Raw genomic sequence first — 26,698 nt, 5'->3', positions numbered from 1 at the left:
CATCAAGCCGGGGTCGGTCCGTTCCAATGGTTACCACCGCCACCGATCCGTACGCCCATCCACATGAGCCACCGCCGCCACGCCGGCACACCGGTTACCGCTGAGGCCTCGCGAAGCACGGCATCAGCGACAGCGCGAGGCACGGCGTGCGTGGAGTACAGCCAGTCATGAACGACGCTCGCTTCGTTGGCGGTCCCACCTGCAAGCAAGTAGATCACCGGCCAGCGCGGCACTGAAGCGAGATCGGAGACGAAACCAGCTGGCACCGTGAACGTCTGCCCCGCCACATCCGACTGATAGATGACAGGCTCGTTCAGCCGCCACGTCGGCGGCGACTCCTTGATGAGATCGGCGTCGAGATCGCCAGACAGAAATTCACTCACGATGCGACCGCTCCCGATGCCGGCGCGGTAGACGTCGGCACGACCGTCGCGAGCGCGGTGTCGATCATCGCCTGAATGGTGCCGATCACAAGCACGGCTTTCGACTTGTCGTCCTTCGCGAGCTGCGAGGCGTTCACTATGTTGATGAGCAGCGGCGCGACGTCCTTTGATAGCGATTGCAGGTTGACCTGAGTCACAGTCGACGACGCCACGCATACCTTGTCGACGGCCGGCTGGATCTTGCTCGTCAGCGTGTCCTGTGCGCCGCCGGTGAACAGGCCCGCTTGCGAAAGCGTCGAGAGTTCGTCAGTCACGAGCGGGCACGCACGCGCGGCGATCTGCGCGGGTGTCTGCGGAGCCGTGGCGCAACCAAAGAGAGTGGCGAGCATGGCGATGCATGCCGCAAGCAGCAAAATGCGTTTCATGTGCGATTTCCAGAGAGTGCCGCGGGCGCGGCGGAGGTTACTGCGCGGGAGTGGCTTGTTTCATGGCGACGCGCGCGGCGATGTAGTTCAGTGCGGCATGCGCGCCGGATGCGAGTACGCCGGCGACGAGCGCCGATACACTGGCCGGTACCGGTACGTGAAAGGCCAAGGCTAGCGCCCACTCGACTGCGGGCATGAGGGTGGCGGTCGAGATCGCAACGCCGCCGGTGACGACTGCTGAGTTTTGAGCCATGAATGCTCCTACATTGCGTGGTGAATGACTTCGGCAGCCGAGAACTGATAGCCCTCTTTGCCGTACTTTTGCGCGATCCAGATCGGGAACGGCAGCGCATGCATGCCGTCGTCTTTCCCGATGTGGTGCGCCTTGCAAAGCAACATGCCGTTGACGGTCATGTCGTCGACGAACTGGGTCCAATCAGTGAAGTTGTCCCAGTCGAATGCCTTGATCGCGTCGCCCCACACGCCGGCCTGCGCGTCGAACTTGAACCGCTCCCAGTCGATCATCTCGGCGAACGAGCGCTCGATCGGGTGGTGGTGCGCCTCGAGCGGATGAGCGCTCTCCTCCGCCGTGGCATTGCAGACAAAACAGCGACCGCCATCGCGCGCGATCAGCGCCTTGCGCGTGCGCTCGAAAAGCGCCGTCGTCTTGCGCGGCTCGTGGCCTGGGATGTTGACGTCGACGGTCAACGTCTCTTTCTCTTCGTGGATTTGGGTAACGTCGGTCATGGTCCGTAAACGAAAGAAGCCACCCGTAGGTGGCAGGAATAATTTCCGGAATATTCCGGAGCGAGTTTTGTAGTCAGGCTACGCCGAGTGCTTTCTTCGCTGCGGTATAAAGCGCCTGCCGGTCGGCGAGCCCATTCGTGCCACCGTTGATGCGCCGGGTCAGCGTGACGAAGTCGCCCGCATGCGCGATCGCGCTCAGCTTCTTGTTGAACCAGAACCACGCGGCCGACATCGCGGCATGCTCCGGCTGTTCGAGCAACTCGGGGTGGTTCAGCAAATCGAGGTCAAGCCCGACCGCGGCGAGTGTGTAGTTGCGGCGCCCGGTGACCTGAATAAGCCCACGGCCGCAGAACCGCTCGCCATCACCGCGCTGCGTGTTGCCGAGATCGCTCGCTTTCTGGGACGGCGGCTCATACGCGCGCTGCGCGACTGTCGGGCCCCAGAGCTCCCGGGTGTAGAGCAAGCGCTGCGACTCGTGGCCGGTCTGTGCGAGAAACGCAGCGACGTCGAGCGGCGTGCTGATCTGGTAGTGGTCACAGGCCAGTTGCATGAACGGTGCGAACAGAGCCGCGCGCGACGGCGCCGCGCCGCAGCCGGCCGCGATGATCTGCGGCGTGAGGTTCATAGCACCGCCATCAGGAACTTGAAGCAGTCAGCAAGCCAGGCGGGAAAGCGATGGAATTGCGTGTAGTACCAAAGCCCGTAAAGCCCGAGCAATGGCAGCCCGAATGGCAGGAAGACCTGTTTTTGAAAGAACCGCCACGCGGCCGCTAAGCGACACATAAACCGCGCGCCGGCGGCGACGTCGCCCAGAATGCTGCGAATGAGCGCGGTGTCCTCGGCGACCTGATCGGCCGTCGCCTCCACCTTGCGAGTGACCTTGGTGTTCTCCGCAATCGCCGCATCGTGCGCAACGAGGTATTCGACAACGTGCGCGCGGAACTCTGGATCGGGCATCGTCAACATGTCTTTGGCTTCCATGAATCCCCGGAAATAAAAAAAGCCCTCCGGAGAGGGCTGGTGGTCGCGTTATGTAGAGGCGAAAAAAAACCGCCTCTAAGGCGGCTTGGTGCTACTTGTTTTTGATCGCCCGTCGCATTCGGGCTTCTATTTCATCCATCGATTTTTCGCCAATCTCAACGGCGGCTGCGCGCGGCTCAAATGATTCCTCAAGCCTCGCGATGATCTCGCCATTCAATGAGCGGTTTGATTCAGAAGTCGCTGCCTCGAGCTTTTCCTTCAATTCGACCGGCATCCGGATGTTCACTTGAGGGTCGGTTCGAGCCATAAAAATTTCTCCTGAGTGCTTGCCTATGTGCTACTACCGTACTATCATTGAATCGTGATAGCACAATGGTAGCACAAAGGATTTTCAACCCACAGGACTTTTGAAACAGGAGCGCCCCGCACGGCGGCAACGCGTTGCCGCGAAGCCCGAATCGGGCGTCCATGCTGGCAGGTCGAAGCAACGCGCCTTACGACGCCGCAGATCTGTACGGCGCGCACACAGAGGATTGGCAACCGTTCCTGTGGTCTCCCGATGGGGAGATCAACATGTATCGGGACCGGATCGTCTCGCGTGCGCGGGACTTGATCCGAAACGACGGATGGGCGACCGCGGCGGTAATGCGCACCGTCGACAACGTCATTGGCCCGGACTTCCGTCCGATCGCGAAGCCAGACTATCGTTCTCTGCAGGCGCTGACCGGCAACAAGGCTTTCGATCACGTCTGGGCAGACGAGTGGGGGCAGCAGGTTGAAGCGAACTGGCGCGCGTGGGCGCACGACAGCGGCTTTTATTGCGATGCGCAGCGGGCGCAGACGTTCCCTCAAATGATGCAGTTGGCTTTCCGACATCAGTTGATCGACGGCGACAGCCTCTCGATGCTTCACTGGAAGCCTGAGCGTGTCGGCTATGGTCGCGCGCGGTACGCTACGGCACTGCAGATCCTTGATCCCGACCGACTGTCGAATCCGCAGTTGCAGTTTGATCAGCAGGTGCTGCGCGGCGGCGTCGAAGTCGATGCTGACGGTGTAGCGGTTGCATATTACATTCGCCGCGCGCACCAGGGCGACTGGTTCAGTGCGGCCAAATCCGTGCATTGGGACCGCATCCTGCGCGAGACGGAGTGGGGGCGCCCGATCATCGTTCACCATTTTGAGCACGACAGAGCAGCGCAACATCGCGGTATTGGTTTTCTCACGCCGGTGCTGACGCGCTTCAAGATGCTGATCAAATATGACGGCACGGAACTCGACGCCGCGATCGTCAATGCGTTCTTTGCCGCATATATCCAGAGCCCCTTCGATGGCGAGCTCGTCGAAGAGGCGGTTGCCGGAAGCAACAAGGTAAGTGCGTACCAGCAGGAGCGGTCCTCATATCACAAAGAGCGGGGCACGCGCCTTGGTGACGTGGGTATGACCCACCTGTATCCGGGCGAAACCTTAGGGTTGCCGTCTGGGCCAAGAATCTGTACGGGGTTGTCCATTAGCGATATACGAAGCGAATTTGACGGCGCGCGCGCCGGATGATGCCGAGCTTCTGCTGAAGCACTGATATTGCGCCGTCGAGCAATCCGAGATCGGTCGCGCGGTAAGTGACTGATTTCGCGCCGTCACTCTGCGAATAACTGGCTTGCGCAACCTGCTGACCAGCAATCAGTTGGTCGTATGCCGACAGCAACGCTGTCAATTGCGCCTGCAGGTCCGCTCGGCTGCGGCCGTCGTAAGCGCCCATAAAAAGTCCCTTTCAGGCAAGTTGGCTTGTTCTGGAGAGCCCTGAACCGCCAGACCCCGCGACCGTGATTGACAGGCCACGCGGTGCTGTGGCGATAGGCGCCTCTACGACTGGCGTGTCCGGTTCAGGCTTCGGCGCGACATACGGCAATGACGTATGCGCTGCCTTTACCTCGTCAGCCGTCGCATTAAGTTTCAGGCCAAGATGCGATAAGCCGCACAGCGCTGCATATCCGTAGACGCGGCAATCAAGCGCTTCATTGGCTCGCCCTGGCGGCAAATCCCACACGCGGAATTTCTGACCGGCTGATACCTTCACGATCACGCGCTCAGATGTGAGCTGCGCAAAATAGTTGATGTCCCGGTCAGTCGGAAAGTGCATGTACCCGGGCCCGGGCACCTCTCTGTGAAGCCGCTCGCGGACCACGTCCTTGGCAGCATTCACACCGAGAATGACTGGTCGGAACGTGGCCTTCGTGCGCCGACTAGGCTTCTTCGTCGGCCACACAGGATTGCGCTTTCCACCAACGGCCGACTCGCCCTTGATCGCCCACACGCGACGCCCGAGCCGCTCCTTCGAAAAGTCATAAACCTTCTGCGTGTGGTGTCCGCCCGAGTCGATACACACCGCCATTGCTTCGAAGCCACGCCCATCGGCCCGATACCAGAGACGCTTGAGAAACGCGTCCAGACGATTCCACGGGTCCGGCGTTTCCATGTCGCCCTCAATCACCTCATGCGCGATCGACCAGCTTTCTTCGTTGCGTCCCCATCCGATCACCTCGACCTCGAATCGATAATCCTGTGTGTCTACGCCGACAGTTATGACGGCCACACCGTCCGGCACTTCGGCTGGCCAAACCTCGCAACGGCCCACCAATGCGTCTTCTTTCAGCGCGCGATCACCACGGTCTTCGTAGGTTTCGCCGAGCGTCGTGTTGATGAATGTCTGACGCTCAAGCGGATCGTCTTTGACCTCCAAGCACCGCCTCCCTTCATTTCATAACCAGCTTCGCGCCCTTCATGATCTGCATCCGGACTTTCGCCGGACCCCGATCGCCCCACTCCTGCAACGCATCGGCCCAATCGGTGCCCTTGATACCTTCCGGAAACGAGACACCGCAACCGATCATTTCGGCAGCCTTACGGCCGTTCTCGACGCCCTTGTTGATGCCCTTGTCATGTTGCGTTTCCCAGTCGTTATCGGCACACACAACGCCCATGCCGCGGATCTTGGTTTCCTTCGCGACCGCCAATAGGTTTTGTGCGTCGAAGCAGACGACCACCGATGAATTTGGCACAATCTGAAAAACCGCCAAACCAGTTGCGAACCCTTCGACGAAGCAGGTGACGGCACTTTTCGCGCGAGACATGACGAACGAAGCACACCGGGTCGGACATCCCTTCCGATAAAGCTTTTCCCCGCCCATCGAAATGTTTTGAAGGCTCACTAGCGCGCCGCCGCGATACATCGGGATAACCAGATCGTCGCCGTCAAGGCGCACGCCCTTGCATCCCTGCAGCGTCAGTCCCTTGCGCTCGATGTATGCGTGCCAATCAGTGAGGATCGGCAGCGATTCCCAGTGAGCCCGCGCCGCCGAAATCGCTTGGGCGCGCGCTGCGCATTCCTGATCGCGCAAGCGCTTGATGCGTTCATCCATCGCTCGTTGGTCGGCAATCGAAACTGGGCGATCTGAACGCCATTCGCAATAGTCGTCGTCGGTTGCGAAGTTTTTGAAGTAGCCGCGCTGGCCGCCTACCCACAACAAATAGGCACCATTCCTCTTGTTCGGCTTGTCAGCGGTCGGGCATGCGTTGGGTGCGTTCGCTGGCGCCCGACTTGGCCGCGCGGTCGGCGATAGTATCAAGCGGCAACGTTGCCACTTGCGCTGACTTACGATCGCCGCCGTGCGTCTGCGCCTCGAGCCAGTTTGTTGCAGCAGCGACGATCGCCGCATGCTGGCCCGGCGTCAGATGCCGGCGCAGGAGATTCACCGAAAGCACATACGAAAGCAGGTCGTAATCGCCCAGATCCCGTCACACACAGCGTGTATGCTCTGATCCGCAGCTGATCTTTTGGACCGGCGCGCCGGGGCGCCCGGCATGAACGGCGACGATCGACCTAGCCACCAGGGCGCCGTCGTCGCCGACATGGCCCGCGCATGACTCTCGTTTCCCACAAAGGAGAAAAACGATGTTCAAAAACAAATGGTTGGTCGGTGCGGCATTGGCCGGATTGCTCGCCGTATCCGGCGCGGCGCAGGCCGCAAGCGTGTCGTTCGTGCAGCCGGCGGACGGCGCAACCGTCAGCAATCCCGTCCACGTGGTATTCGGCGTCGACGGCATGAAGATCGCGCCAGCCGGCACGATGACAGAGGGCACGGGACACCATCATCTGCTGGTGGACGGCAAGCCGCTGCCCAAGGGCGAGGTCATCCCCGCGAACGACAAGTCGCTGCACTTCGGCAAAGGCCAGACCGAAACCGATCTGACGCTGCCGCCGGGCGACCACACGCTGACGCTGCAATTCGGTGACGGCGCGCATCGTTCGTATGGTCCGGAAATGAGCAAGACGATCACGGTGCACGTGAAGTAAGCCGCCGCACGAGACAGCCGGGCGCGTGCAAGCGCCGCCCGGCATCTTCATCATGTGCACCGGGCTTGTCCGCGTTTGGCAAGCCGGCCATTTGACCTATCTCTTCCGGCATGCAGGCACCCGCCCGCGCGCCCGGTACAATGGGCAGTTCCGACTCATCGCTGTCTTCTCCAATTCTCCATGTCGCTTTACACCATTACCGGGGCCCAACTGGCGTTCGGTCACGTCGCGTTGCTCGATCACGCGGATTTCTCTCTCGAAGCGGGCGAACGCGTCGGGCTGATCGGCCGCAACGGCGCGGGCAAGTCGTCGCTGCTGAAAATCGTCGCCGATCTGAGCAAGCCTGACGACGGCCTCGTCACGCGTCAGCAGGGCCTGACTTCGGTCTACGTGCCGCAGGAGCCGGAGTTCGACACGGACGACACGGTGTTCGACGCGGTCGCCGCCGGCCTCACGCACGCCCGCGCGCTGCTGGACGAATACGACGCGGTCGCCAACCAGCTCGCCGACGAGCCGGAAGGTCCGCAGCACGACGCGCTGATGTCGCGCATGAACACGCTGCAATCGTCGCTTGATCACTCGGACGCCTGGAACTGGAGCACGCGCGTCGCGACCACACTGCAGCAGATCGGCCTGAACGGCGAGGCGCGGGTCGGCTCGCTGTCGGGCGGCATGCAAAAGCGCGTCGCGCTGGCGCGCGCACTGGTCGTGCAACCCGACGTGCTGCTGCTCGACGAGCCGACCAACCACCTGGACTTCGACGGCATCCGCTGGCTGGAAGACCTGCTGGTCTCGCTGCGCGCGGGCCTGCTCTTCATTACCCACGACCGCGCGTTTCTCGACCGCGTCGCCACGCGCATCGTCGAACTGGATCGCGGGCGTCTATTGTCGTATCCGGGCAATTTCTCGGCTTATCAGACGCGCAAGGCGCAGCAGCTCGAGGTCGAGCAAGTGGAAGCCGCCAAGTTCGACAAGCTGCTCGCACAGGAAGAAGTGTGGATTCGCAAAGGCGTCGAGGCGCGCCGCACGCGCAGCGTCGGCCGGATCGCGCGACTCGTGGAGATGCGCAACCAGCGCGCGGAACGCCGCAACGTGCAGGGCAACGTCAAGCTCGACGTGGGCCAGGGCGAGAAGTCCGGCAAGATCGTCGCCGAATTGACCGACGTCACCAAGCGCTACGGCACGCGCACGGTGGTCGACAGCTTCACGGCCACCGTCATGCGCGGCGACAAGATCGGCTTTGTCGGCCCGAACGGCGCGGGCAAGACCACGCTGCTGAAGATGATCCTCGGTGAACTGGCGCCGGACGAAGGCACGGTGCGCATCGGCACGAATCTGCAGGTCGCGTACTTCGACCAGATGCGCGCGCAGCTCGATCTGGAAAAGAGCCTCGCCGACACCATCAGCCCGGGCAGCGAGTGGGTCGAAGTCAACGGCCAGAAGAAGCACGTCATGAGCTATCTCGGCGACTTCCTGTTCGCGCCGGAACGCGCGCGTTCGCCGGTCAAGTCGCTGTCGGGCGGCGAGCGCAACCGTTTGCTGCTCGCGCGTCTGTTCGCGCGTCCGGCCAACGTGCTGGTGCTCGACGAACCGACCAACGACCTCGACATTCCCACGCTCGAACTGCTCGAAGAACTGCTCACGGAATACGACGGCACGGTGCTACTGGTCAGCCACGATCGCGCGTTCCTTGACAACGTCGCGACCTCGGTGATCGCGTCGGAAGGCGGCGGCAAGTGGCGCGAGTATGTCGGCGGCTTTACCGACTGGCAGATCCAGAGCGACCGCTCGCAGCAAATGGCGCTCGACGCGCGCAAAGAAGCCGGCAAGGACGCGGGCAAAGACACGGCCGCGGCCAAAGACAGTTCCGCGGGCCGCAATCCGCCGCAACGCGCCGCGAAGCTGTCGTTCAAGGAGCAGCGCGAGCTGGAGGCGCTGCCGGAAAAAATCGCCGCGCTCGAAGCCGAGCAGAAAACGATTGGCGCTCAACTCGAAGACGGTTCGGTGTTCGCCAAAGACGCACAGGAAGGCGCGCGTTTGACCGAGCGCTATGCCGTGATCGACGAAGAACTGCTGGTTGCGCTCGAGCGCTGGGACGAGCTTGAAAACCGGCGCAAATGAGGCGTAAGGGCGGCGCGGGATCACCGCCGTCCCTTATCCAGAAGGCCAATCCCGCACGTCGTGAATTGCCGCTCGTAGTGAAATCAGTAAAATACCCCGCGAACAGGCTTCCTGGCGTTTGCGCCAGCGTCGACGTCGTCCGCCCTGCCAGATGCAGGACAGGCTGCGAGCCGCCGTCGAGCGCGCCCACGGAAGCCAGGCGACAAAACAGCTTGCCCGCCCTGCGGGCACCCCACCTAACCCCGTTGTTTCGTTTCGCTTTTTTTGAAAACTCAACGCATTGTCCACAGACCTGTGAACAGGACCTGTGGACAACGATGAACCGACGCACCCGAGTCAACCATGTCTACGAAAAAGCCAAACGCCGCGTATAGCGAAGCGTCGATCAAGGTGTTGAAGGGCCTGGAGCCGGTCAAGCAACGGCCCGGGATGTACACCCGCACCGAGAATCCGCTGCACATCATTCAGGAAGTCATCGACAACGCGTCGGACGAGGCCCTTGGTGGCCACGGCCGGCAAATCACGGTCACGCTGCACGCGGACCATTCGGTCTCGGTCGAAGACGACGGCCGCGGCATTCCGTTCGGTCTGCATCCGGAAGAAGGCGTGCCGGTCGTCGAGATCGTTTTCACGCGCCTGCACGCGGGCGGCAAGTTCGATAAAGCCGCCGGCGGCGCGTACACCTTCTCGGGCGGTCTGCATGGTGTCGGCGTGTCCGTCACCAACGCGCTGTCCACGCGCCTCGACGTCACCGTGTGGCGCGACGGCAAAGTCGCCGACCTGAGTTTCGCCAATGGCGACGTCGCCAAGGAACTCGAAGTGCGGCCCGCCGCGAAAGGCGACAAGAAATCCGGCACGCGCGTCACCGCGTGGGCCAATCCCAAGTACTTCGATTCGCCGAACCTGCCGCTCGGCGAACTGCAACGACTGCTGCGCTCGAAAGCGGTGCTGCTGCCGGGCGTCGAAGTCACGCTGATCAACGAGAAAACCGGCGAACAGCAAAGCTGGAAATACGAAGACGGTTTGCGCGGTTATCTGCTCGAAGGCATGAACGGCAGCGACCTGCTGATTCCGCTGTTCGAGGGAGAGCGCTATGCGGAAAACTCGCGCGCGAGCGAAGAGACCTTTGCCGAAGGTGAGGGCGCCGCGTGGGTCGTCGCGTGGAGCGAGGAAGGCACGCTCATGCGCGAGTCGTACGTCAACCTGATTCCCACGCCCGCGGGCGGCACGCACGAATCCGGTTTGCGCGACGGTCTGTACCAGGCGGTGAAGAGCTTCGTCGAGTTGCACAACCTGCAGCCGAAGGGCGTCAAGCTGCTCGCTGAAGACGTGTTCGCGCGCGTGTCGTTCGTGCTGTCGGCGAAGGTGCTCGATCCGCAATTCCAAGGGCAGATCAAGGAACGGCTGAATAGCCGCGACGCGGTCAAGCTGGTGTCGTCGTTCGCGCGGCCGGCGTTGGAATTGTGGCTGAATCAGCACGTCGAACACGGCAAGAAGCTCGCCGACCTCGTCATCAAGCAGGCGCAGGCGCGCACGCGTGCCGGGCAAAAGGTCGAGAAGCGCAAGAGCTCGGGCGTCGCGGTGTTGCCGGGCAAGCTGACCGATTGCGAATCGACGGAAATCGGCCGCAACGAACTGTTCCTCGTCGAGGGCGACTCGGCGGGCGGCTCCGCGAAGATGGGCCGCGACAAGGAATACCAGGCCATCCTGCCACTGCGCGGCAAGGTGCTGAACACGTGGGAAACCGAGCGTGACCGCCTGTTCGCCAATAACGAGGTGCACGACATTTCGGTAGCGATCGGCGTCGATCCGCACAGCCCGGACGACAAGGTCGATCTGTCGAATCTGCGCTACGGCAAGATCTGCATTCTGTCGGACGCGGACGTCGACGGCTCGCACATTCAGGTGCTGCTGCTCACGCTGTTCTTCAAGCATTTCCCGCAGCTGATCGAACGCGGACATGTGTGCGTGGCGCGTCCGCCGCTGTTCCGGGTCGATGCGCCCGCGCGCGGCAAGAAGCCGGCGCAGAAGCTCTATGCACTCGACGAAGGCGAACTCGAAGCGATTCTCGACAAGCTGCGCAAGGACGGCGTGCGCGATACGCAGTGGTCTATCAGCCGTTTCAAGGGCCTCGGTGAAATGAGCGCGGAACAGTTGTGGGACACCACGATGAATCCCGACACGCGGCGCCTGAGTCCGGTGGCGCTCGGCGAACTCGACTACGACGCCACGGTCGCGCGCATGACCATGTTGATGGGCAAGGGCGAAGCGGCGTCCCGCCGCAGCTGGCTGGAAGAAAAGGGCAACGAAGTGGAAGCGGATATCTGAGCGCGCGGTTTTGTCCGCGCTCTGACTTCGCACGAAAAACTCCACGCCAAACACGGATACGGAATCTAGATGGACGACGATAACACTCTCGACCTTTTCACCGAGCCGCCGCCCCCGGAGGGCGACTTTCTCACGCTCGGCAACTACGCGGAACGCGCGTACCTCGACTATGCGGTGAGCGTGGTCAAGGGCCGCGCGCTGCCGGATGTGTGCGACGGCCAGAAGCCGGTGCAGCGCCGCATCCTGTTCGCGATGAACGACATGGGTCTGTCCGACAACGCGAAGCCGGTCAAGTCGGCGCGCGTGGTCGGCGACGTGCTCGGTAAGTATCACCCGCACGGCGACCAGTCCGCGTACGACGCGCTGGTGCGTCTCGCGCAAGACTTCTCGATGCGCTACCCGCTAATCGACGGCCAGGGCAATTTCGGTTCACGCGACGGCGACGGCGCGGCGGCGATGCGGTACACGGAAGCGCGCCTCACGCCGATCGCGAAACTGCTGCTCGATGAAATCAACCAGGGCACGGTCGATTTCATGAAGAACTACGACGGCGAGTTCGACGAGCCGAGGCTGCTGCCCGCGCGCTTGCCGTTCGTGCTGCTGAACGGCGCGTCGGGCATCGCGGTGGGTCTGGCCACGGAAATCCCCTCGCACAATCTGCGCGAAGTCGCGGCCGCCACCGTGGCGATGATCCGCAATCCCAAGATCACGCACGCGGAATTGGTACAGCACATTCCGGGTCCAGACTTTCCAGGCGGCGGCCAGATCATTTCGAGCGAAGCGGAAATCTCCGCGGCGTATGAATCCGGCCGTGGCAGCCTCAAGGTGCGTGCCCGCTGGAAAATCGAAGAGCTCGCGCGCGGCCAGTGGCAACTGGTGATCACCGAACTGCCGCCGAACACGGCCGCGCAGAAGGTGCTCGAGGAAATCGAAGAGCAGACCAATCCGAAGATCAAACTCGGCAAGAAGGCGCTCACGCCCGAACAGTTGCAGACCAAGCAGACCATGCTGGCGCTGCTCGACGCGGTGCGCGACGAGTCCGGCAAGGACGCGCCGGTGCGTCTCGTGTTCGAGCCGAAGTCGAGCCGCATCGATCAGACCGATTTCGTGAACACGTTGCTCGCGCATACGAGCCTCGAGTCCAACGCGTCGCTGAATCTGGTGATGGTCGGTGGCGACGGCCGGCCGCGTCAGAAGGGCTTGAGCGAAATCCTGCACGAGTGGATCGCGTTCCGCTTCGCCACGGTGACGCGCCGCACGCGCCATCGTTTGAGCAAGGTCGACGACCGGATTCACATCCTCGAAGGCCGGATGATCGTCTTTTTGAATATCGACGAAGTCATCCGCATCATTCGCGAATCCGACGAACCGAAGGTCGCGTTGATGGCCGCGTTCGACCTGTCCGATCGCCAGGCCGAAGACATTCTCGAAATCCGCTTGCGTCAATTGGCGCGGCTCGAAAAGATCAAGATCGAGAAGGAACTCGCCGAACTGCGCGACGAGAAGGCCAAGCTGGAAGAACTGCTCGGCAGCGAATCGGCGATGAAGCGCCTGCTCATCAAGGAAATCGAAGGCGACGCCAAGCAATACGGCGACGAGCGCCGCACGCTGATCCAGCAGGAAAAGCGCGCGACGTTCGAAGCGCGCGTGGTCGATGAGCCGGTGACGGTCGTGGTGTCGCAGAAGGGTTGGGTGCGCGCGCTGAAGGGCCACGGTCTGGACGCGGCGGGCTTCACGTTCAAGGCCGGCGACGGCCTCTATGCGGCGTTCCAGTGCCGCACGCCGGACACGCTGGTCGCGTGGGGCAGCAACGGCCGCGTCTATTCGGTCGCGGTGGCGATGTTGCCGGGCGGCCGCGGTGACGGTGTGCCGGTCACATCGCTGATCGAGCTGGAGTCGGGCAGCCATCTGATGCATTACTACGCGGCGTCCGCGGATCAGGCGTTGCTGCTTGCTTCGAGCAACGGCTTCGGCTTCGTCGCCAAGGTCGGCGACATGGTGAGCCGCGTGAAGGCAGGCAAGTCGTTCATGACGATCGACGCCGGCGCCGCGCCGCTCGCGCCGATGCCGATGCTGCCGGATGCGACGAACATTGCGTGTCTGTCCTCGGGCGGGCGTCTGCTGGTGTTCGGCCTCGACGAGATGAAGACGCTCTCAGGCGGCGGCCGCGGCGTCACGCTGATGGGTCTCGACGACAAGGAAACGCTGGTGCAGGCGCTGGCCATCAACAACGCGGGTGTCGTGCTGATCGGCACGCGCCGTGGCGGCCGCGTCGACGAAGAGAAGGTGAGCGGCGCCGCGCTCGCGCCGCATATCGGCAAGCGGGCGCGCAAGGGCCGCGCACCTGAGAGCAAGATGAAGCTCGAAGGCATGCGTCCGGTGCTGGCCGTTTGACAAAACTTGACGCTGGAACACGGCAAGCGTCTGCTAGCATGCGAGGCGCTTGTCGTGCATAGTGCAAAACCGGGGAGCAGCATTGCCATGACAGTGGGCATGCTGCGATAACAACTACAAAAACGACGTGAAAGCCACAAGTGCCATGGAACTGCGTGCATAGCGCGTGGTCGAATGCGCTCAATAGCCGCTCGTTATAAGCGGTGTGGCGTCGTCGGGAGAGGAAAACAACATGAACAAGGCTATCGAACTCGCACTCTTTCTCCATCTGCTCGCGGTTGCAGTGTGGGTAGGTGGGATGGTGTTCGCTCATTTCTGTCTGCGTCCGGCCATTGCCGATCTCTCGCCGCAATTGCGCTTGCCGCTGTGGGAATCGGTGTTCGGCCGCTTCTTCAACTGGGTCGCTGCCGCCGTGCTGGTGATTCTCCTCACCGGCGGCTTCCTGCTGATGCAATTCGGCGGCGGTCACGCCACCTGGCCGCTGCATGCCATGGCCGGCCTCGGCATCGTCATGATGCTGATCTTCGGGCACATCCGTTTTGCCGTGTTCCCGCGCATCCGCCGCGCGGTGCAGGCGCAAAAATGGCCGGATGGCGCGCGCGCCGTCGGCACGATCCGTCGTCTGGTGCTGATCAATATCGTGCTCGGCGTGGTGACGATCGGTGTCGCGGTGCTGTCGCGCGGTTTTTGAGGCGTCTAGATCAGCGCGCCATACGCGAGCCACAATCCGCACACCGCCGCCACCGTCCCGTACACCACGTACACCGGCACCTTCAGCTTGGCGAAGCACATGGCGGAGAACAGCGCGGTCAGCAGATAAACCGGTTTGAACGGCACATGCGCGGCAATGCGCAGCACGGCCACCGCGAGAAACGCGGTGGTGACGGCGCGCAGGATCCGCATGCCGTGCTCGAAGCGCGGATTGGCCTTCAACTGATGCAGATGCCGCTGGGCCAGCACGACTAGACAGCCCGACGGCACGAACAACGCGAGCGTGGCAATCAGCGCGCCCACCCAGCCATCCACCAGATAGCCGAAGAACGGCACCACGTTCAGGAGCGGCCCGGGTGAGAGCGGCGACAGCGAGAATGCCAGCGTGAAGTCGTTATCGGAGACGCCGATCGCCGGCGTGACGAACAGCGTCTTGAGCACGGGCAACGCGGAGAATCCGCCGCCGAACAACGTCATGCCGGCACCCGCAAGCCGCGGCCACAATAGCGCCAGTTCATAGCCATGCGGCAACGGCATCGCAAACAGCGCGAGAAACACGCTCAGGGCGCTCAACATCTGCCAGTCGCCGCGCGCGAACGACACGACGACGCGCGAGTTGCGCACCGGGCTCACGAACCAGCCGGTGCCGAAGGCCGTCCCGAGCATGACGACATAAGCGGCCGGACTGCGCGCATAGAAGAGCGCGATGCAACCCAGCACGGCCGCGGTCCATTCGAGTTTGCCGCGCACCAGGGCGCGCGTCTGTTTGTACCAGGTGATCGCGATCAGCGTGGCCAGCACGACGCTGAAGTGATTGAGCAAGGTTTGCGAGGCAGCGGCGCGCACGAGCGGCGTGCGATAGAAGATCGCGAACAGCGTCATCAGCAGGAAGAAGGGCAACACGCTGGCAATGCCCGCGACCCACGCGCCGGCGCGTCCGCGCAGCGCGTGCCCGAGTTGCACGGCGACGTTGCAGCCTACCGGGCCGGGCACCATCCAGGCGAGCGCGATCAGATCGGAGAAGGCGACGCGCGAGAGACGTCCTTCGCGTTCGACATAATGGTTTTCAAGCTGCGCCATGAGCGCGAGGCCGCCCCATGACAACGCGGACAGGCCGAATACCACCCGGAACAGCGTCCATAGCGGTTCCCGTTCGCCTCGTCTGACAGCATCCTGGCTCGTGATCATCTGCATGGCGCCACGCGCGCCCGCATGCGGGCGCCCGTCCTTTGAGATCATCGTTTAGTGGTTTGCGCGACTGACGGACGGCATCGCGCTGTGATGCAGTACAGCGAGAATGTAGCCGGTTTTGCGGCGCAGCGGGTAGAAGACCCGACGACCCGCGCGGGCCGCGGCGCTCAGGTGTTGGTGCTGGACACGCTGCTGGTGTCGTCGGCTTCATGCGCGGCGCGGCGGGCCGTCATGCCGCAGACGCCGAAGCGTTCCAGCAGCGCCGGAATCGCGTCCACCGGCACCGGACGCGAGAACAGGAAGCCTTGCGCCTCGATATGGCCAAGCGCGGCGAGCCACGCAATCTGCTCTTCGGTCTCCGTGCCTTCGACCACCACCGTGAGCCCGAGCGAACGCGCCAGATTGACGATCGCGGTGACCATCACGCAGACGCTGCGGTCGCCCGGAATTGCCTGGATGAACGAACGGTCGACCTTCAGCGTGTCCACGGAGAAACGGTTCAGATAGGACAGCGACGAATAGCCGGTGCCGAAATCGTCGAGCGCGATGCGCACGCCGAGACGCTTCAACGCGAAGATCTTCTCGGAGACGAGTTCGGGATATTCCATCATCGCCGTTTCGGTGATTTCGAGTTCGAGGCGGCGCGCGGAGATGCCGCTTTCCTCGATGGCGCGCGAGATCGTTTCGTACAGGTCGCCGCGCCAGAACTGCACCGCCGAGATATTCACCGCGAGCGACAGCGTGTCGTAGCCCTGTTGCTGCCACAGCGCAAGTTGCCGGCAAGCGGTCTCGATCACGAAGTCGCCGATCGGCACGATCAAGCCGGTCGACTCGGCAACCGGAATGAATTCGTTGGCCGGAATCAAACCGTGCTGCGGATGATTCCAGCGCACCAGCGCCTCGAAACCCGTAATGCAGCGGCGCGTCAGATCGATCTTCGGCTGATAGGCAAGGAACAGTTGCCCTTCGGCGAGCGCCACGCGCAACTGCTGTTCCCACTTCATCAAATGATCCGCGCGATGCGACAGTTGCGGAGAATAGAACTGATAGCAGTTCTTGCCCGCGTCTTTCGCGCTGTACATGGCGAGATCGGCTTTTTTCAGCAGGTCGATCTCGCTCTCATTGGCGACCGAGTAGAGCGCGATGCCGATGCTCGCATGCAGCACGAACGAACTGCCGCGCACTTCGAACGGCTTGGCGAACGCTTCGGCCGCGGCTTCGGCGAGCGCGACGGCGCGCTTCTCGACGTCGTCGCCCTTGATCACGACGACGAACTCGTCACCGCCAATGCGGCTCAACGCGCCGCCTTCGCCGACCGCGGCGGCGAGCCGCGAGGCCGTCATTTGCAGGACGATGTCGCCGGCGTTGTGGCCGAGCGTGTCGTTGACAGTCTTGAAGTTGTCGAGGTCGATAAAGAGAATCGCGAGGCGGCCGAGGTTGGCCGGCAGCGCCACGTCGTGCCGCAGGGTTTGCAGCGTCGCATAGCGATTGCGCAGACCGGTGAGCAGATCATATTCGACCAGATGCGTCATCTCGCGTTCGCGGCCGAGCAGCTTGCCGATCAGGCCAGTGGCAACGGCGAAGAAGCTCAGCATGGCGAGCGAGATGAAACCCGCCATCAGCAGATAGACGTTGCGCGTGTGGTTGTAGTCGGCGAACTCTTCGGCTTGCGAAAGACCCACCAGCACGCCGAGTGGATAACCGTCGATATGCCGGTACGAGACGATGCGCGTGACGTTGTCGATCGAATCGACGTAGGTGCCCGACACATGCTCCGAGGTCGGATACGAGCCGCTCGCCGAGAATGCGCCGTTGGCGGTTTCGGCACTGCCGGTGCGCCGCGCGAGCACGGCGCCGTTGTCCGAGATCACCGCGATCACGCCGTCGCGGCCGATGGCCGCGTTGTTGTAGAAGTCGGTGGTGAAATAGCTGGGATCTTCCGAGACCACCACGACGCCCGCGAACGAGCCGTCCGGATGATTCAGACGCCGTGTCATTTGCAACGTCCAGTGACCGGACACGCGGCCGAGCACGGGCTTGCTGATATACAGCTGATCGTCGTTCTCGTGTTCGTGGACCTTGAAGTGCTCGCGGTCGGATAGATCGATGCGCTTGGGATTGAGTTCGGCCGTGTTGGCGATCAGCGTGCCGTGTTCGTCGATCAGCGACACCTGCACCAGCGTCTCGCTTTGCACGACGCCCTTTTCCACCGTGCTCGCAAGATCGAAGTGATTCGGCGTTTTCTCGAACTCGAACTTGACGAAGCGGGTGATCTGATCGACCTGGTGAATCGCCTTGACCGTGTGCTGCTCCAGCGCCGCTGAGAGAATGGCAGCAGAGGCCATGGCTTCACGATAAGTGGCTTCTTTCTCGACCGACAGACGCGCGAAGATCACTGTCCAAAGCAGGATCAGGACCAATACGCCGAGCGCGGGAATCGCCAGCAAAGCGCGCCGGCGCGACACTGCGGGGTCGCGCCGGGTTTTGGCTTCGCGCTGGTCGGAGAAGCGGGATTGACTCATCGGGCGGCCCGTGCCTGGGTGCCGGCCGGTTGCAAACGAACGAGCGTCGACTGCGCTGATTTCATGAGTGGCTGCATGGTGACCAAGGTGCCGGAACTGCTGCGCAGAAGAGATAAGCGTGGCGCCGTGCCTGACCATCCGCAGGTTATCGGGTACGTCTTGATATTACTTAATGCCACTGGATTAAGGAAGGGGCCGGGCATCGGGTATACGAGGGCGCGGCAAGCTGCCCGGTGCGCTACGCCTGGCACCCTGTGCGGCCGGCCTTGAGGCCGCTGTTTCGCGATCGTATTCGAGTATGTCATCGGGAATCGGCGCTCAGGCGCGTCAGCATTCAGGTGTGCCAGGCCTTTAGCGGACCTCTTCCAATGCAAGGCGCATTTAATAGTGCAAACGATGCGGCGTTTTGTGGTCAGGCGCGGCGGGGCAGGGCGAACCCTATGCCGCTTGGGTCGACGTGCACGGGCGACGCATGAGTGAGGCAAGGTGCGTGCCGGTCAGGGCAAGCGGAATGTGCCGTCGACAATCGTCACCGACGGGCCGCCAATCCACGTCTTGTGACGCGCGTCGTCGTAGTGCACGGAAACTTGGCCGGCACGGCCCAGCGCGGTGCCTTGACGGGCTGAATAGTGCGAGCCCGGGCGCAACTGCTGGGCACTCAGCAGGCCCGCGAGCGCTGCATTGGCGCTGCCTGTCACCGGGTCTTCACCGACGCCGAAACTGCCACCGGCCATCAGGCAGCGCACCTCGAAAGTAGCCGGGCCACCGGCCTCGTGCGGGCCGTAGACGGCGAGGCCATGCGTATTGACCGAACGCACCATGTCGGCGAGTGCGGCGGCATCGGGTTCGAGCGCGAGGCATTCACGCGCCGAATTGACGCGCACCACGAGCCATGGCGCACCATTGTCGACCGCGCAGGGCGTCGCGCTGAAGTCGATCGCGTCGCTACGTAAAGCCGTAGACAGTGCCGCGTAGCGATCTTCGGCAAGCGGCGTGACTCGCGCGGGCGGCGCCGCGAAGGCCCATGCGCCGTCCGAACCGGGCAGCACCTCGAGTTCGACGAGTCCCACGCCGCATTGCTGCATCAGCTTGCCGGCCTGCTTCGGCTGATAGCCGTTTTCGCGCAGCGCATGCGCGGTGCCGAGCGTTGGATGACCCGCGAACGGCAATTCGCCATGCGTAGTGAAGATGCGCACACGATAGTCGGCAGCGGGGTCGGTCGGCTTCAACAGGAAAGTCGTTTCGGACAGATTGGTCCAGTGGGCGATGGCCTGCATCTGATTCGCATCGAGTGCATCGGCATCGAACACGACGGCAAGCGGATTGCCTTTGAACGGCACCGACGTGAACACGTCGACTTGTTTGAAACGGACAGTGTGGGCGGGCATCGGGCGCGGTCCAGCGAATCAAACGGATTGATAGGGTTGGCGGATTCTATCCGTAGACGGCGGAACGAGCTACCTCGCCACAAATGCAAAACGCGCCGCGGGTGGCTGACACCTCGCGACGCGTTCCTTGCACTGCGCCGGACGAACCGGCAACCGTTGCGGGCCGCATTCGAGAATGCGGCGCGCAACTTCGACTGCGTTACTCGACTTCGGCGATCATCTCGATCTCGACGCACGCGCCGAGCGGAATCTGCGCAACGCCGAATGCCGAGCGCGCATGCTTGCCGCGCTCGCCGAACACGTCGGCGATCAGTTCGGACGCGCCGTTGGTGACCAGATGCTGTTCGGTGAACTCGAGCGTGGAGTTGACGAGACTCATCAGCTTGACGATGCGCGTGACGCGGTTCAGATCGCCGACATGCGCGTGCAGCGTGGCGAGCAGGTCGATGGCGATCGAGCGTGCCGCGGCTTTGCCTTCCTCGGTGGTGAGGGTAGCGCCGAGCTTGCCGGCCCAGACCTTGCCGTCCTTCTTGGCGATGTGCCCGGACAGGTACACCGTGTTGCCGCTTTGCGCGCTCATCACATACGCGGCTGCCGGCGCGCCGGCGGTCGGCAGTTCGATGCCCAGTTCCTTGAGCTTGTCGTACACATTTGCTTGAGCCATGGTGTGTCCTTCGTCAGTAGAGGATTTCGGTGGATGCGCGGGTCGGGCGAAATCATGCACGCCGCGCGCATGAAACACACGAACAGCGCGCGGCAGCGTTCAGATCTTCGCGCGGATCAGCGCGCCGAGCCGTGACACGCCTTCGTCGATCTTGGCCGGCGGCACCGTCACGAACGACAGGCGCAGCGTGTTGTGTTGCGCTTCGTTCGCGAAGAACGGACCGCCCGGCACGAACGCGACGTTCTGCGCGACAGCTTCTTCCAGCAGCTTCATGCTGTCGATCTGCGCGGGCAGATTCACCCACACGAACATGCCGCCTTCCGGACGGTTCCAGCTTACGCCTGCCGGCATGTAGCGTTCGAGCGAAGCCAGCATGGCCGCGCATTGATCGCGATACAGTTCACGGATGGTCGGCACATGCGTGTCGAGGAAGCCGTCCTTGATCACTTCGTACACGATGCGCTGCGTGAAGCTCGGCGTGTGCAGATCGGTGGCTTGCTTGGCTTGCACGAGTTTGAAGATCAGCTCTTCGGGCGCGATGATGTAGCCGACCCGCAGGCCCGGCGCCAGCACCTTCGAGAACGAACCGAGATGGACGATGTGGTCCGGCGCCATCGACAGCATGGTGGGCAGCGGTTCGCCCGCGTAGTCGAGCGCGCCATACGGATCGTCTTCGATCACCGGGAACGGCGCGGTCTTCGCGAACTCGGCGAGCGCGCGGCGGCGTTCGACCGGCAGGCGGCGGCCCGTCGGATTCTGGAAATTGGGTTGTGCATACAGGAGGCGTGCGCCGGCCATCAGATCGGGCGTGAGGCCTTCGGGGACGAGGCCTTGTTCATCGGTCGGCACTTGCACGTAACGCGGCTCGTACATCGAGAACGATTGCAGCGCGCCGAGATAGGTCGGTGTTTCGACCAGCACCGGGCTGTCCGGACACACCAGCACTTTGCCGAGAAGGTCGAGCGCCTGCTGCGAGCCGGTGGTGATCAGCACCTGAGTCGGACGAATCTGCGCGCCGTTCACCGAGTAGCGTTTGGCGATCCATTCACGCAGCGGCAGAAAGCCTTCGGTCGCGCTGTATTGCAGCGCCGCGGCGGGTTCGTCGCGCAGAATGCGGTCCGCTGCCGCGCGCATGCGTTCGGCCGGGAAGGTAGCCGGCGAGGGCAGGCCGCCCGCGAACGAGATGACTTCGGGCCGCTCCGTGACCTTCAGAATTTCGCGAATCGCCGAGCTCGTGAGCTTGCGTGCGCGTTCGGACAATTGCCACGTGGGGGCTTTCAAGTCGCTTTGGTCCATGGTCTCCTCTGCTGGTACTGGAACCGGTCAAACTTCAATTATCGCGCGAGTCGGCGACCCGCGCGCGCTGCTTATTCAAGGGTCCGTGGACCGTCTGCTGTTTCAAACTCGGCGATGAGCGCCGGCGCGCCGTCCGTGGGCTGCAACGCGATCAGATGGGTCGCGCCGAGCCAGCGCAGTTGCTCCGCCACCGTGTCGGCTTGCGGGTGGAAGCCTTTCAAGGCTTTCAGTGAAATCTCGCTTTCCGGCAAAGACGTCGACGGATGCCTGGTCGTGTCCCACTGGATCAGCGAGGGCAGCACGCCGTCGCCGATACCTTGCCACGCGGGGAACGCGCCGTCGTCGGGCACGGTGAGGCCCCACGTGAAATCGCCACGCGTCATCGGCACGACGGGGGGAATGCGCTGCGGATACTGTGCCTGCCACGTCGGCAGGTGTTTCGGCCGCTCGACCCGCGCGACCCAGTGCGACAGATACGGTCCGTTTTCGAGCCGCGCGTGCGTGGCCGGGTCGTCGAGCGCGAACAGGCGAGGGCGCGGCGCGCTGCCGTCGGCCGGCGCAGTGTCCAGCGACGCGCTCTGCGGATCGATCGCGATCACTTCCAGATACACGCCGCCCCACAGGTTCAGCAGGCGGTTGTGCGTGCGCATCAGCGGATGCGCACCGCCGCCGGCCGGTGCGACGCCGAGCCTGTCGGCGACGTACTGCGTGCCCTCGTCGAGGGTGCGGACGGAAATCACGAGGTGATCGAGGCGGAGCGGATGAGCAGTCATGACGGATCGGGGAAACGGTTTCTGCGGTAAACCGGAGCGTGCCGGGTGTCGCGGCAACGCTGCCGGGGCCGTAAGCATAACCGTTTGCCGGATCGGCGGGCCATGCGGATGGGTGTTCGGCAGGGTTTTGCCGGAGAGCGTGTGGGCGTCGTAAGGCTTGCCGCGTCGCATTCCATCCTTTACTTATCTCAAATGTAGCGATGCCGACCGGCACAGTAACGGTACAATCGATTCGATACTGTTCGGTACAGTTGGAGCCGCCATGTCAGTCCCGCTCGCCCAGATTCCCGCCCCGCACGATACGGCCTCGCTGACGCTGGTCGAGCAGCTCGTCCAGTGGGCGCGCCGCCGTATCGAGGAACGCGTGTTCCGCCCCGGCATGCGCATGCCGTCGATCCGCAAGCTCGCGCTCGACAAGGGCGTGTCACGCTTCACGGTGGTCGAGGCGTATGAACGGCTCGTGGCGCAAGGTTTTCTGGAGTCGCGGCGCGGCTCGGGGTTCTATGTGCGCGAGCGGCTGGGCGGCGCGGCCAGCGCCACCGCCGAGATTCATCCACTCATCGCGGCAGCGCCGGCGCCGGCCACGATCGACGTCGTCTGGCTCCTGCGCAACATGCTGCATACCGGCGCACGTCCCGAGCGCAGTCCTGGGCTTGGTTATCTGCCGGCACGCTGGCTCGACGGCGACCTGATCACCAACGCTCTGCGCACGCTCGGCCGGCAAAGCGGCGCGCAGATGCTCGGCATCGGCACGCCGCTGGGTTTTTTGCCGCTGCGCCAGCAGTTGCAGACGCGGCTCGAGGAACTGGAGATCGGTGCGTCGCCGGATCAGATCGTGATGGTGTCCGGTATCACGCAGGCCATCGACCTGATCTCGCGCATCTACGTGAAGCCGGGCGATGCGGTGATCGTCGGCGATCCGGCATGGTTTCAGATGTTTGGGCGTTTCGCCTCGCAGGGCGCGCGGCTGGTGGGCATGCCGTACACGCCGGACGGCCCGGATCTCGACGCGCTCGAGTCGCTCGTGCAGACGTGGCGGCCGAAAATGCTGGTGATCAATTCGGTGCTGCAGAACCCGACTGGCACGTCGCTCACGGCGGCCCAGGCGTTCCGCATTCTGCGCCTCGCCGAAGCGTACGATTTCATCGTCGTCGAGGACGATATTTACGGCGATCTGTGCCCGCCGAGCTATCCGGGCACGCGGCTGGCGAGCCTCGACCAGTTGAAGCGCGTGATTTACCTCGGCAGTTTTTCGAAGACGCTCGCGCCGAATCTGCGGGTCGGTTTCATTGCCTGCGCGCCTGATGTGGCCACAGCGGTGAGCGACCAGAAGATGCTGGTCGGCATGACGAGCCCGGAACTGAACGAGCGTGTGCTGTACAAGATTCTGACCGAAGGCCACTACCGGCGGCATGTCGAACGGTTGCGCGTGCGGCTCGACGGCGTGCGCGAGAAGTCCGTGCGGATGCTGGAGAAGACCGGCCTGAAGCTGTTCCTGACGCCGATGGCCGGCATGTTTCTGTGGGCCGACACGGGCGTCGACGCCGACGCGCTGGCGGCCGCCGGCCACGAAGCCGGTTTTCTGCTCACACCCGGCAGCCTGTTTTCACCCCAGCAGTCGTCGACTACCTGGATGCGCTTCAATATTGCCAACTGTGGCGATCCGGAGCTGGCAACCTTTTTATGCCGTTATCTCGACAGCGTGGCGCGCCGCGCCTCTTGAAACCGCGCCGGCTTGCCCCCAATTAGGCGGACAATCCGGCGGTCGGCGTATCCGGCGGCCGGCGCTTCGGCCCAGCGGCGGCGGCCCGCAGGCGTTACGCCGACGGCACGCCGGCAGGCAGGCCGCAACGAACGGCGCCGCGCCCGACTTGAACCCCATTCGCAACAGAGAGGAAGTCCGACCATGGCACAAGAAACCATGAGCTTTCAGGCAGAAGTGAAACAGCTTCTGCACCTGATGATCCATTCGCTGTACAGCAACAAGGAGATTTTCCTGCGCGAGCTGATTTCGAACGCGTCCGACGCGGCCGACAAGCTGCGCTTCGAAGCGATCGAAAACAGCGCGTTGTACGAAAACGATCCGAACCTGCGGATTCGCGTGTCGTACGACAAGGCCGCGCGCACCATCACGCTCGACGACAACGGCATCGGCATGAGCCGCGACGAAGCGATCGCCAACCTCGGCACGATTGCGCGCTCGGGCACCAAGGAATTCTTCGGCAAACTGTCCGGCGACCAGCAGAAAGATGCGGCGCTGATCGGCCAGTTCGGCGTGGGCTTCTATTCGGGCTTCATCGTCGCGGACAAGATCACGGTCGAAACGCGCCGCGCCGGTTTGCCGGCCTCGGAAGGCGTGCGCTGGGAAAGCGCGGGCGAAGGCGATTTCGCCGTCGAGCAGATCGAGCGCGCCGCGCGCGGCACGACCATCACGCTGCATCTGCGTGCGGATGAAGACGACCTGCTGTCGTCGCATCGTCTGAAGTCGATCATTCAGAAGTACTCCGACCACGTCGCGCTGCCGATCCTCATGCAGAAGGAAGAGTGGGACGCGGAAAAGAGCGAGATGGTCACGAAGGACGAGGACGAGACCGTCAATCAGGCCAGCGCGCTGTGGACGCGTTCGAAGAACGACATCACCGACGAACAGTACAAGCAGTTCTATCAGCACCTCTCGCACGATCATCAGGATCCGCTCACGTGGACGCATAACCGCGTCGAAGGCCGCAGCGAGTACACGCAATTGCTGTACGTGCCGACCCACGCGCCGTTCGACATGTTCAACCGCGATTATCGCGGCGGCCTGAAGCTGTACGTGAAGCGCGTGTTCATCATGGACGACGCCGAGCAATTGCTGCCGGCGTATCTGCGCTTCGTAAAGGGCGTGGTCGATTCTTCGGATCTGCCGCTGAACGTGTCGCGCGAAATCCTCCAGGAAAGCCGCGATGTGAAGGCGATCCGCGAAGGCGTGACCAAGCGCTCGCTGTCCATGCTCGAAGAACTGGCCAACTCGGATAACGAGGCGGACAAGGAAAAGTACGCCGGTTTCTGGAAGGAATTCGGCCAGGTGCTGAAGGAAGGCATCGGCGAAGACTTCGCCAATCGCGAGCGGATCGCGAAGCTCGTGCGCTTTGCCTCGACGCATACGGACACGACCGAGCAGACCGTGTCGCTGGCCGACTACGTCGCGCGCATGAAGCCCGAGCAGACCAGGATCTACTACGTGACCGCCGACACCTGGCAGGCCGCGACCCACAGCCCGCACCTCGAAGTGTTCCGCAAGAAGGGCGTGGAAGTGCTGTTGCTGACCGATCGCGTGGATGAGTGGATTCTGTCGTTCCTGAACGAATTCGAAGGCAAGCCGCTGCAAAGCGTGGCGCGCGGCGACCTCGATCTGGGCGCGTTGAACGACGAAGAGAAGCAGGCGCAGGAAAAGGTCGGCGAAGAGTTCAAGCCGCTCGTCGAGAAGATGAAGGAGGCGCTGAAGGACAAGGCCAAGGACGTGCGTCTCACGTTCCGCCTGACCGATTCGCCGTCCTGCCTCGTTGCCGACGACGGCGAAATGAGCGGCTACCTGCAACGCATGCTGAAGGCCGCGGGTCAGCAGGCGCCGTCGTTCCATCCGATTCTCGAAGTGAATCCGGAGCACGCGCTGGTGAAGGGTCTGCATGCGGACAGCGCGAACTTCGACGACTGGTGCCATCTGCTGTTCGATCAGGCCTTGCTCGCTGAAGGCGGCGCGCTGGACGATCCGGCGAGCTTCGTGAAGCGCACCAATGCGCTGCTGCTGGCGCGCGCGAATTGAGCGTGTGTCGAGCTTGAATCCGCGGCGTCGCACTGACGCGTGGGATTGAAAAATGCGCTGCTTCGGCAGCGCATTTTTTTTCAGACGCGGGCGCAGCGAAATACAGTTGAGTCCGCTTGGACCGGTTCAGGCGCGTGCTCAACGCGCGGGCGCCGTTCCCTCCAGATGACGCACTTGCGAAAGCACGCAACCGGCCAATTCCTTTGCCTCGTGACACGAAGCATGATCGACCAGCACTTTCGCCGCGAGTCTGCCGATGGCCTTGCTGGTCTGTTTTGACGTGTGGTGTTGCGCCAGCGCCGAACCTGCCAGTTCTTTTTCCAATTGCGCGACACCCGCGCGCCGCAACACGACCGCAGCCAGGTGTGCGATGCGGTCGGACGTTTCCTTGTGATTTGCCGTATTCAAACGATGCTCCATGTTGTAATGAGTCAACCTGATCGATTAGCAGGATGCTATTCGTAGTCGACGGAAATTAATTATGGTTAACTAACTAAATAGAAGCAACGGCATTAAATTGAGATTGGTTTATGAGATGCGAATGCGCGGTTTTGTCTTATGCTCGCGCGATTTTTATTCGGAGCAATGCGGGCTTATTTCTAATCTCTAAGCATTGAA

26 protein-coding genes are annotated in these 26,698 nt (G+C 62.8%); 8 read left to right on the top strand and 18 right to left on the bottom strand.

Going from position 1 to position 26,698, the window contains the following annotated elements:
* Positions 1 to 2: 2 nt before the first annotated feature.
* The 7 genes from RI103_RS13975 to RI103_RS13945 all read right to left on the bottom strand — a co-directional run bounded on the left by RI103_RS13975 (position 3) and on the right by RI103_RS13945 (position 2,843).
* Positions 3 to 383 carry a DUF1353 domain-containing protein gene (locus RI103_RS13975; protein ID WP_310812562.1) on the bottom strand — a complete coding sequence of 127 codons (381 nt, stop codon included), beginning with the start codon at positions 381 to 383 and terminating at the stop codon, positions 3 to 5.
* On the bottom strand, positions 380 to 808 hold the full coding sequence (locus RI103_RS13970) for a hypothetical protein (protein WP_310812561.1): 429 nt from the start codon (positions 806 to 808) through the stop codon (positions 380 to 382). The genes RI103_RS13975 and RI103_RS13970 overlap by 4 nt, the downstream gene beginning before the upstream one ends.
* A 37-nt stretch (positions 809 to 845) precedes the next feature.
* Positions 846 to 1,061 carry a hypothetical protein gene (locus RI103_RS13965; RefSeq protein WP_310812560.1) on the bottom strand — a complete coding sequence of 72 codons (216 nt, stop codon included), beginning with the start codon at positions 1,059 to 1,061 and terminating at the stop codon, positions 846 to 848.
* 8 nt (positions 1,062 to 1,069) lie between these two features.
* Positions 1,070 to 1,555, bottom strand: coding sequence for a hypothetical protein (locus tag RI103_RS13960; RefSeq protein WP_310812559.1), 486 nt, complete (start codon positions 1,553 to 1,555; stop codon positions 1,070 to 1,072).
* 73 nt (positions 1,556 to 1,628) lie between these two features.
* Positions 1,629 to 2,180 (bottom strand): glycoside hydrolase family 19 protein, encoded by a 552-nt coding sequence (locus RI103_RS13955; RefSeq protein ID WP_310812558.1) that lies wholly within the window; start codon positions 2,178 to 2,180, stop codon positions 1,629 to 1,631.
* Positions 2,177 to 2,536: a hypothetical protein gene (locus RI103_RS13950; protein WP_310812557.1), complete on the bottom strand. Its 360-nt coding sequence runs from the start codon at positions 2,534 to 2,536 to the stop codon at positions 2,177 to 2,179. The genes RI103_RS13955 and RI103_RS13950 overlap by 4 nt, the downstream gene beginning before the upstream one ends.
* Before the next feature lie 91 nt (positions 2,537 to 2,627).
* Positions 2,628 to 2,843 carry an Arc family DNA-binding protein gene (locus tag RI103_RS13945; RefSeq protein ID WP_310812556.1) on the bottom strand — a complete coding sequence of 72 codons (216 nt, stop codon included), beginning with the start codon at positions 2,841 to 2,843 and terminating at the stop codon, positions 2,628 to 2,630.
* 161 nt (positions 2,844 to 3,004) lie between these two features.
* On the opposite strand from RI103_RS13945, the gene RI103_RS13940 reads away from it, so the two are divergent.
* Positions 3,005 to 4,087 (top strand): phage portal protein, encoded by a 1,083-nt coding sequence (locus tag RI103_RS13940; RefSeq protein ID WP_310812555.1) that lies wholly within the window; start codon positions 3,005 to 3,007, stop codon positions 4,085 to 4,087.
* Here RI103_RS13940 and gpW read toward each other — a convergent pair.
* Genes gpW through RI103_RS13920 form a run of 4 tightly spaced genes read right to left on the bottom strand, consistent with a single transcriptional unit; the run spans position 4,044 to position 6,286 of the window.
* Positions 4,044 to 4,292 carry a gpW family head-tail joining protein gene (gene gpW / locus RI103_RS13935; RefSeq protein ID WP_310812554.1) on the bottom strand — a complete coding sequence of 83 codons (249 nt, stop codon included), beginning with the start codon at positions 4,290 to 4,292 and terminating at the stop codon, positions 4,044 to 4,046. The two genes, RI103_RS13940 and gpW, sit on opposite strands and share 44 nt — an antisense overlap.
* Positions 4,293 to 4,304: 12 nt before the next feature.
* Positions 4,305 to 5,273 carry a terminase gpA endonuclease subunit gene (locus tag RI103_RS13930; RefSeq protein WP_310812553.1) on the bottom strand — a complete coding sequence of 323 codons (969 nt, stop codon included), beginning with the start codon at positions 5,271 to 5,273 and terminating at the stop codon, positions 4,305 to 4,307.
* A 13-nt stretch (positions 5,274 to 5,286) separates the two neighbouring features.
* Positions 5,287 to 6,060 (bottom strand): toprim domain-containing protein, encoded by a 774-nt coding sequence (locus tag RI103_RS13925; RefSeq protein WP_310812552.1) that lies wholly within the window; start codon positions 6,058 to 6,060, stop codon positions 5,287 to 5,289.
* 28 nt (positions 6,061 to 6,088) lie between these two features.
* Complete coding sequence (locus tag RI103_RS13920) at positions 6,089 to 6,286, bottom strand: hypothetical protein (protein ID WP_310812551.1); 198 nt, start codon at positions 6,284 to 6,286, stop codon at positions 6,089 to 6,091.
* 199 nt (positions 6,287 to 6,485) lie between these two features.
* Here RI103_RS13920 and RI103_RS13915 point away from each other — a divergent pair, with 199 nt between their 5' ends.
* The 5 genes from RI103_RS13915 (at position 6,486) to RI103_RS13895 (ending at position 14,421) form a co-directional block, all read left to right on the top strand.
* Entirely contained in the window at positions 6,486 to 6,887 is a 402-nt protein-coding gene (locus RI103_RS13915; protein WP_134456770.1) for a DUF4399 domain-containing protein, read from the top strand.
* 180 nt (positions 6,888 to 7,067) lie between these two features.
* The gene (locus RI103_RS13910; protein ID WP_310812550.1) at positions 7,068 to 9,008 is read left to right on the top strand and encodes an ATP-binding cassette domain-containing protein; all 1,941 of its coding nucleotides are present in this window, start codon (positions 7,068 to 7,070) and stop codon (positions 9,006 to 9,008) included.
* Positions 9,009 to 9,350: 342 nt separating this feature from the next.
* The gene (locus RI103_RS13905) at positions 9,351 to 11,336 is read left to right on the top strand and encodes a DNA topoisomerase IV subunit B (RefSeq protein WP_310812549.1); all 1,986 of its coding nucleotides are present in this window, start codon (positions 9,351 to 9,353) and stop codon (positions 11,334 to 11,336) included.
* A gap of 69 nt (positions 11,337 to 11,405) precedes the next feature.
* Positions 11,406 to 13,730 carry a DNA topoisomerase IV subunit A gene (gene parC / locus RI103_RS13900; RefSeq protein ID WP_310812548.1) on the top strand — a complete coding sequence of 775 codons (2,325 nt, stop codon included), beginning with the start codon at positions 11,406 to 11,408 and terminating at the stop codon, positions 13,728 to 13,730.
* Positions 13,731 to 13,962: 232 nt separating this feature from the next.
* Complete coding sequence (locus RI103_RS13895) at positions 13,963 to 14,421, top strand: CopD family protein (RefSeq protein WP_310812547.1); 459 nt, start codon at positions 13,963 to 13,965, stop codon at positions 14,419 to 14,421.
* Between the two features lie 5 nt (positions 14,422 to 14,426).
* Here RI103_RS13895 and RI103_RS13890 read toward each other — a convergent pair whose 3' ends face one another.
* From RI103_RS13890 to RI103_RS13865, 6 genes are all read right to left on the bottom strand, one after another.
* Entirely contained in the window at positions 14,427 to 15,635 is a 1,209-nt protein-coding gene (locus RI103_RS13890; protein WP_310815238.1) for a chromate transporter, read from the bottom strand.
* 164 nt (positions 15,636 to 15,799) lie between these two features.
* Positions 15,800 to 18,154 (bottom strand): EAL domain-containing protein, encoded by a 2,355-nt coding sequence (locus RI103_RS13885; RefSeq protein ID WP_310812546.1) that lies wholly within the window; start codon positions 18,152 to 18,154, stop codon positions 15,800 to 15,802.
* 497 nt (positions 18,155 to 18,651) lie between these two features.
* Entirely contained in the window at positions 18,652 to 19,542 is an 891-nt protein-coding gene (locus RI103_RS13880; protein ID WP_310812545.1) for a PhzF family phenazine biosynthesis protein, read from the bottom strand.
* Between the two features lie 199 nt (positions 19,543 to 19,741).
* Entirely contained in the window at positions 19,742 to 20,206 is a 465-nt protein-coding gene (locus tag RI103_RS13875; protein ID WP_310812544.1) for a RidA family protein, read from the bottom strand.
* A gap of 99 nt (positions 20,207 to 20,305) precedes the next feature.
* The gene (locus RI103_RS13870) at positions 20,306 to 21,502 is read right to left on the bottom strand and encodes a PLP-dependent aminotransferase family protein (RefSeq protein ID WP_310812543.1); all 1,197 of its coding nucleotides are present in this window, start codon (positions 21,500 to 21,502) and stop codon (positions 20,306 to 20,308) included.
* A gap of 71 nt (positions 21,503 to 21,573) precedes the next feature.
* Entirely contained in the window at positions 21,574 to 22,275 is a 702-nt protein-coding gene (locus RI103_RS13865) for a VOC family protein (protein WP_310812542.1), read from the bottom strand.
* Between the two features lie 262 nt (positions 22,276 to 22,537).
* On the opposite strand from RI103_RS13865, the gene RI103_RS13860 reads away from it, so the two are divergent.
* On the top strand, positions 22,538 to 23,998 hold the full coding sequence (locus RI103_RS13860) for a PLP-dependent aminotransferase family protein (protein ID WP_310812541.1): 1,461 nt from the start codon (positions 22,538 to 22,540) through the stop codon (positions 23,996 to 23,998).
* Between the two features lie 183 nt (positions 23,999 to 24,181).
* Entirely contained in the window at positions 24,182 to 26,080 is a 1,899-nt protein-coding gene (htpG, locus tag RI103_RS13855) for a molecular chaperone HtpG (RefSeq protein WP_310812540.1), read from the top strand.
* 138 nt (positions 26,081 to 26,218) lie between these two features.
* On the opposite strand, the gene RI103_RS13850 is transcribed toward htpG, so the two are convergent.
* Positions 26,219 to 26,500, bottom strand: a complete 282-nt coding sequence (locus RI103_RS13850; RefSeq protein WP_310815237.1) for a hypothetical protein — start codon at positions 26,498 to 26,500, stop codon at positions 26,219 to 26,221.
* Positions 26,501 to 26,698 lie beyond the last annotated feature (198 nt).

Origin of the sequence: Paraburkholderia sp. FT54, from assembly GCF_031585635.1 — a bacterium.
Taxonomy (GTDB): Bacteria; Pseudomonadota; Gammaproteobacteria; order Burkholderiales; family Burkholderiaceae; genus Paraburkholderia.
This window is presented reverse-complemented; position numbering and strand designations above follow the sequence as displayed.

Excerpts from the sequence above, each read along its gene's own strand:
- gpW (WP_310812554.1), bottom strand. The coding sequence starts at position 4,292 with ATGGGCGCTTACGACGGCCGCAGCCGAGCGGACCTGCAGGCGCAATTG.
- RI103_RS13895 (WP_310812547.1), top strand. The coding sequence starts at position 13,963 with ATGAACAAGGCTATCGAACTCGCACTCTTTCTCCATCTGCTCGCGGTT.
- RI103_RS13850 (WP_310815237.1), bottom strand. The coding sequence starts at position 26,500 with ATGGAGCATCGTTTGAATACGGCAAATCACAAGGAAACGTCCGACCGC.
- RI103_RS13960 (WP_310812559.1), bottom strand. The coding sequence starts at position 1,555 with ATGACCGACGTTACCCAAATCCACGAAGAGAAAGAGACGTTGACCGTC.
- RI103_RS13880 (WP_310812545.1), bottom strand. The coding sequence starts at position 19,542 with ATGCCCGCCCACACTGTCCGTTTCAAACAAGTCGACGTGTTCACGTCG.
- RI103_RS13915 (WP_134456770.1), top strand. The coding sequence starts at position 6,486 with ATGTTCAAAAACAAATGGTTGGTCGGTGCGGCATTGGCCGGATTGCTC.
- RI103_RS13905 (WP_310812549.1), top strand. The coding sequence starts at position 9,351 with ATGTCTACGAAAAAGCCAAACGCCGCGTATAGCGAAGCGTCGATCAAG.
- RI103_RS13950 (WP_310812557.1), bottom strand. The coding sequence starts at position 2,536 with ATGGAAGCCAAAGACATGTTGACGATGCCCGATCCAGAGTTCCGCGCG.
- RI103_RS13940 (WP_310812555.1), top strand. The coding sequence starts at position 3,005 with ATGCTGGCAGGTCGAAGCAACGCGCCTTACGACGCCGCAGATCTGTAC.
- RI103_RS13860 (WP_310812541.1), top strand. The coding sequence starts at position 22,538 with ATGTCAGTCCCGCTCGCCCAGATTCCCGCCCCGCACGATACGGCCTCG.
- RI103_RS13965 (WP_310812560.1), bottom strand. The coding sequence starts at position 1,061 with ATGGCTCAAAACTCAGCAGTCGTCACCGGCGGCGTTGCGATCTCGACC.
- RI103_RS13870 (WP_310812543.1), bottom strand. The coding sequence starts at position 21,502 with ATGGACCAAAGCGACTTGAAAGCCCCCACGTGGCAATTGTCCGAACGC.
- RI103_RS13970 (WP_310812561.1), bottom strand. The coding sequence starts at position 808 with ATGAAACGCATTTTGCTGCTTGCGGCATGCATCGCCATGCTCGCCACT.
- RI103_RS13910 (WP_310812550.1), top strand. The coding sequence starts at position 7,068 with ATGTCGCTTTACACCATTACCGGGGCCCAACTGGCGTTCGGTCACGTC.
- RI103_RS13955 (WP_310812558.1), bottom strand. The coding sequence starts at position 2,180 with ATGAACCTCACGCCGCAGATCATCGCGGCCGGCTGCGGCGCGGCGCCG.
- RI103_RS13865 (WP_310812542.1), bottom strand. The coding sequence starts at position 22,275 with ATGACTGCTCATCCGCTCCGCCTCGATCACCTCGTGATTTCCGTCCGC.
- RI103_RS13945 (WP_310812556.1), bottom strand. The coding sequence starts at position 2,843 with ATGGCTCGAACCGACCCTCAAGTGAACATCCGGATGCCGGTCGAATTG.
- RI103_RS13875 (WP_310812544.1), bottom strand. The coding sequence starts at position 20,206 with ATGGCTCAAGCAAATGTGTACGACAAGCTCAAGGAACTGGGCATCGAA.
- RI103_RS13885 (WP_310812546.1), bottom strand. The coding sequence starts at position 18,154 with ATGAGTCAATCCCGCTTCTCCGACCAGCGCGAAGCCAAAACCCGGCGC.
- parC (WP_310812548.1), top strand. The coding sequence starts at position 11,406 with ATGGACGACGATAACACTCTCGACCTTTTCACCGAGCCGCCGCCCCCG.
- htpG (WP_310812540.1), top strand. The coding sequence starts at position 24,182 with ATGGCACAAGAAACCATGAGCTTTCAGGCAGAAGTGAAACAGCTTCTG.
- RI103_RS13890 (WP_310815238.1), bottom strand. The coding sequence starts at position 15,635 with ATGCAGATGATCACGAGCCAGGATGCTGTCAGACGAGGCGAACGGGAA.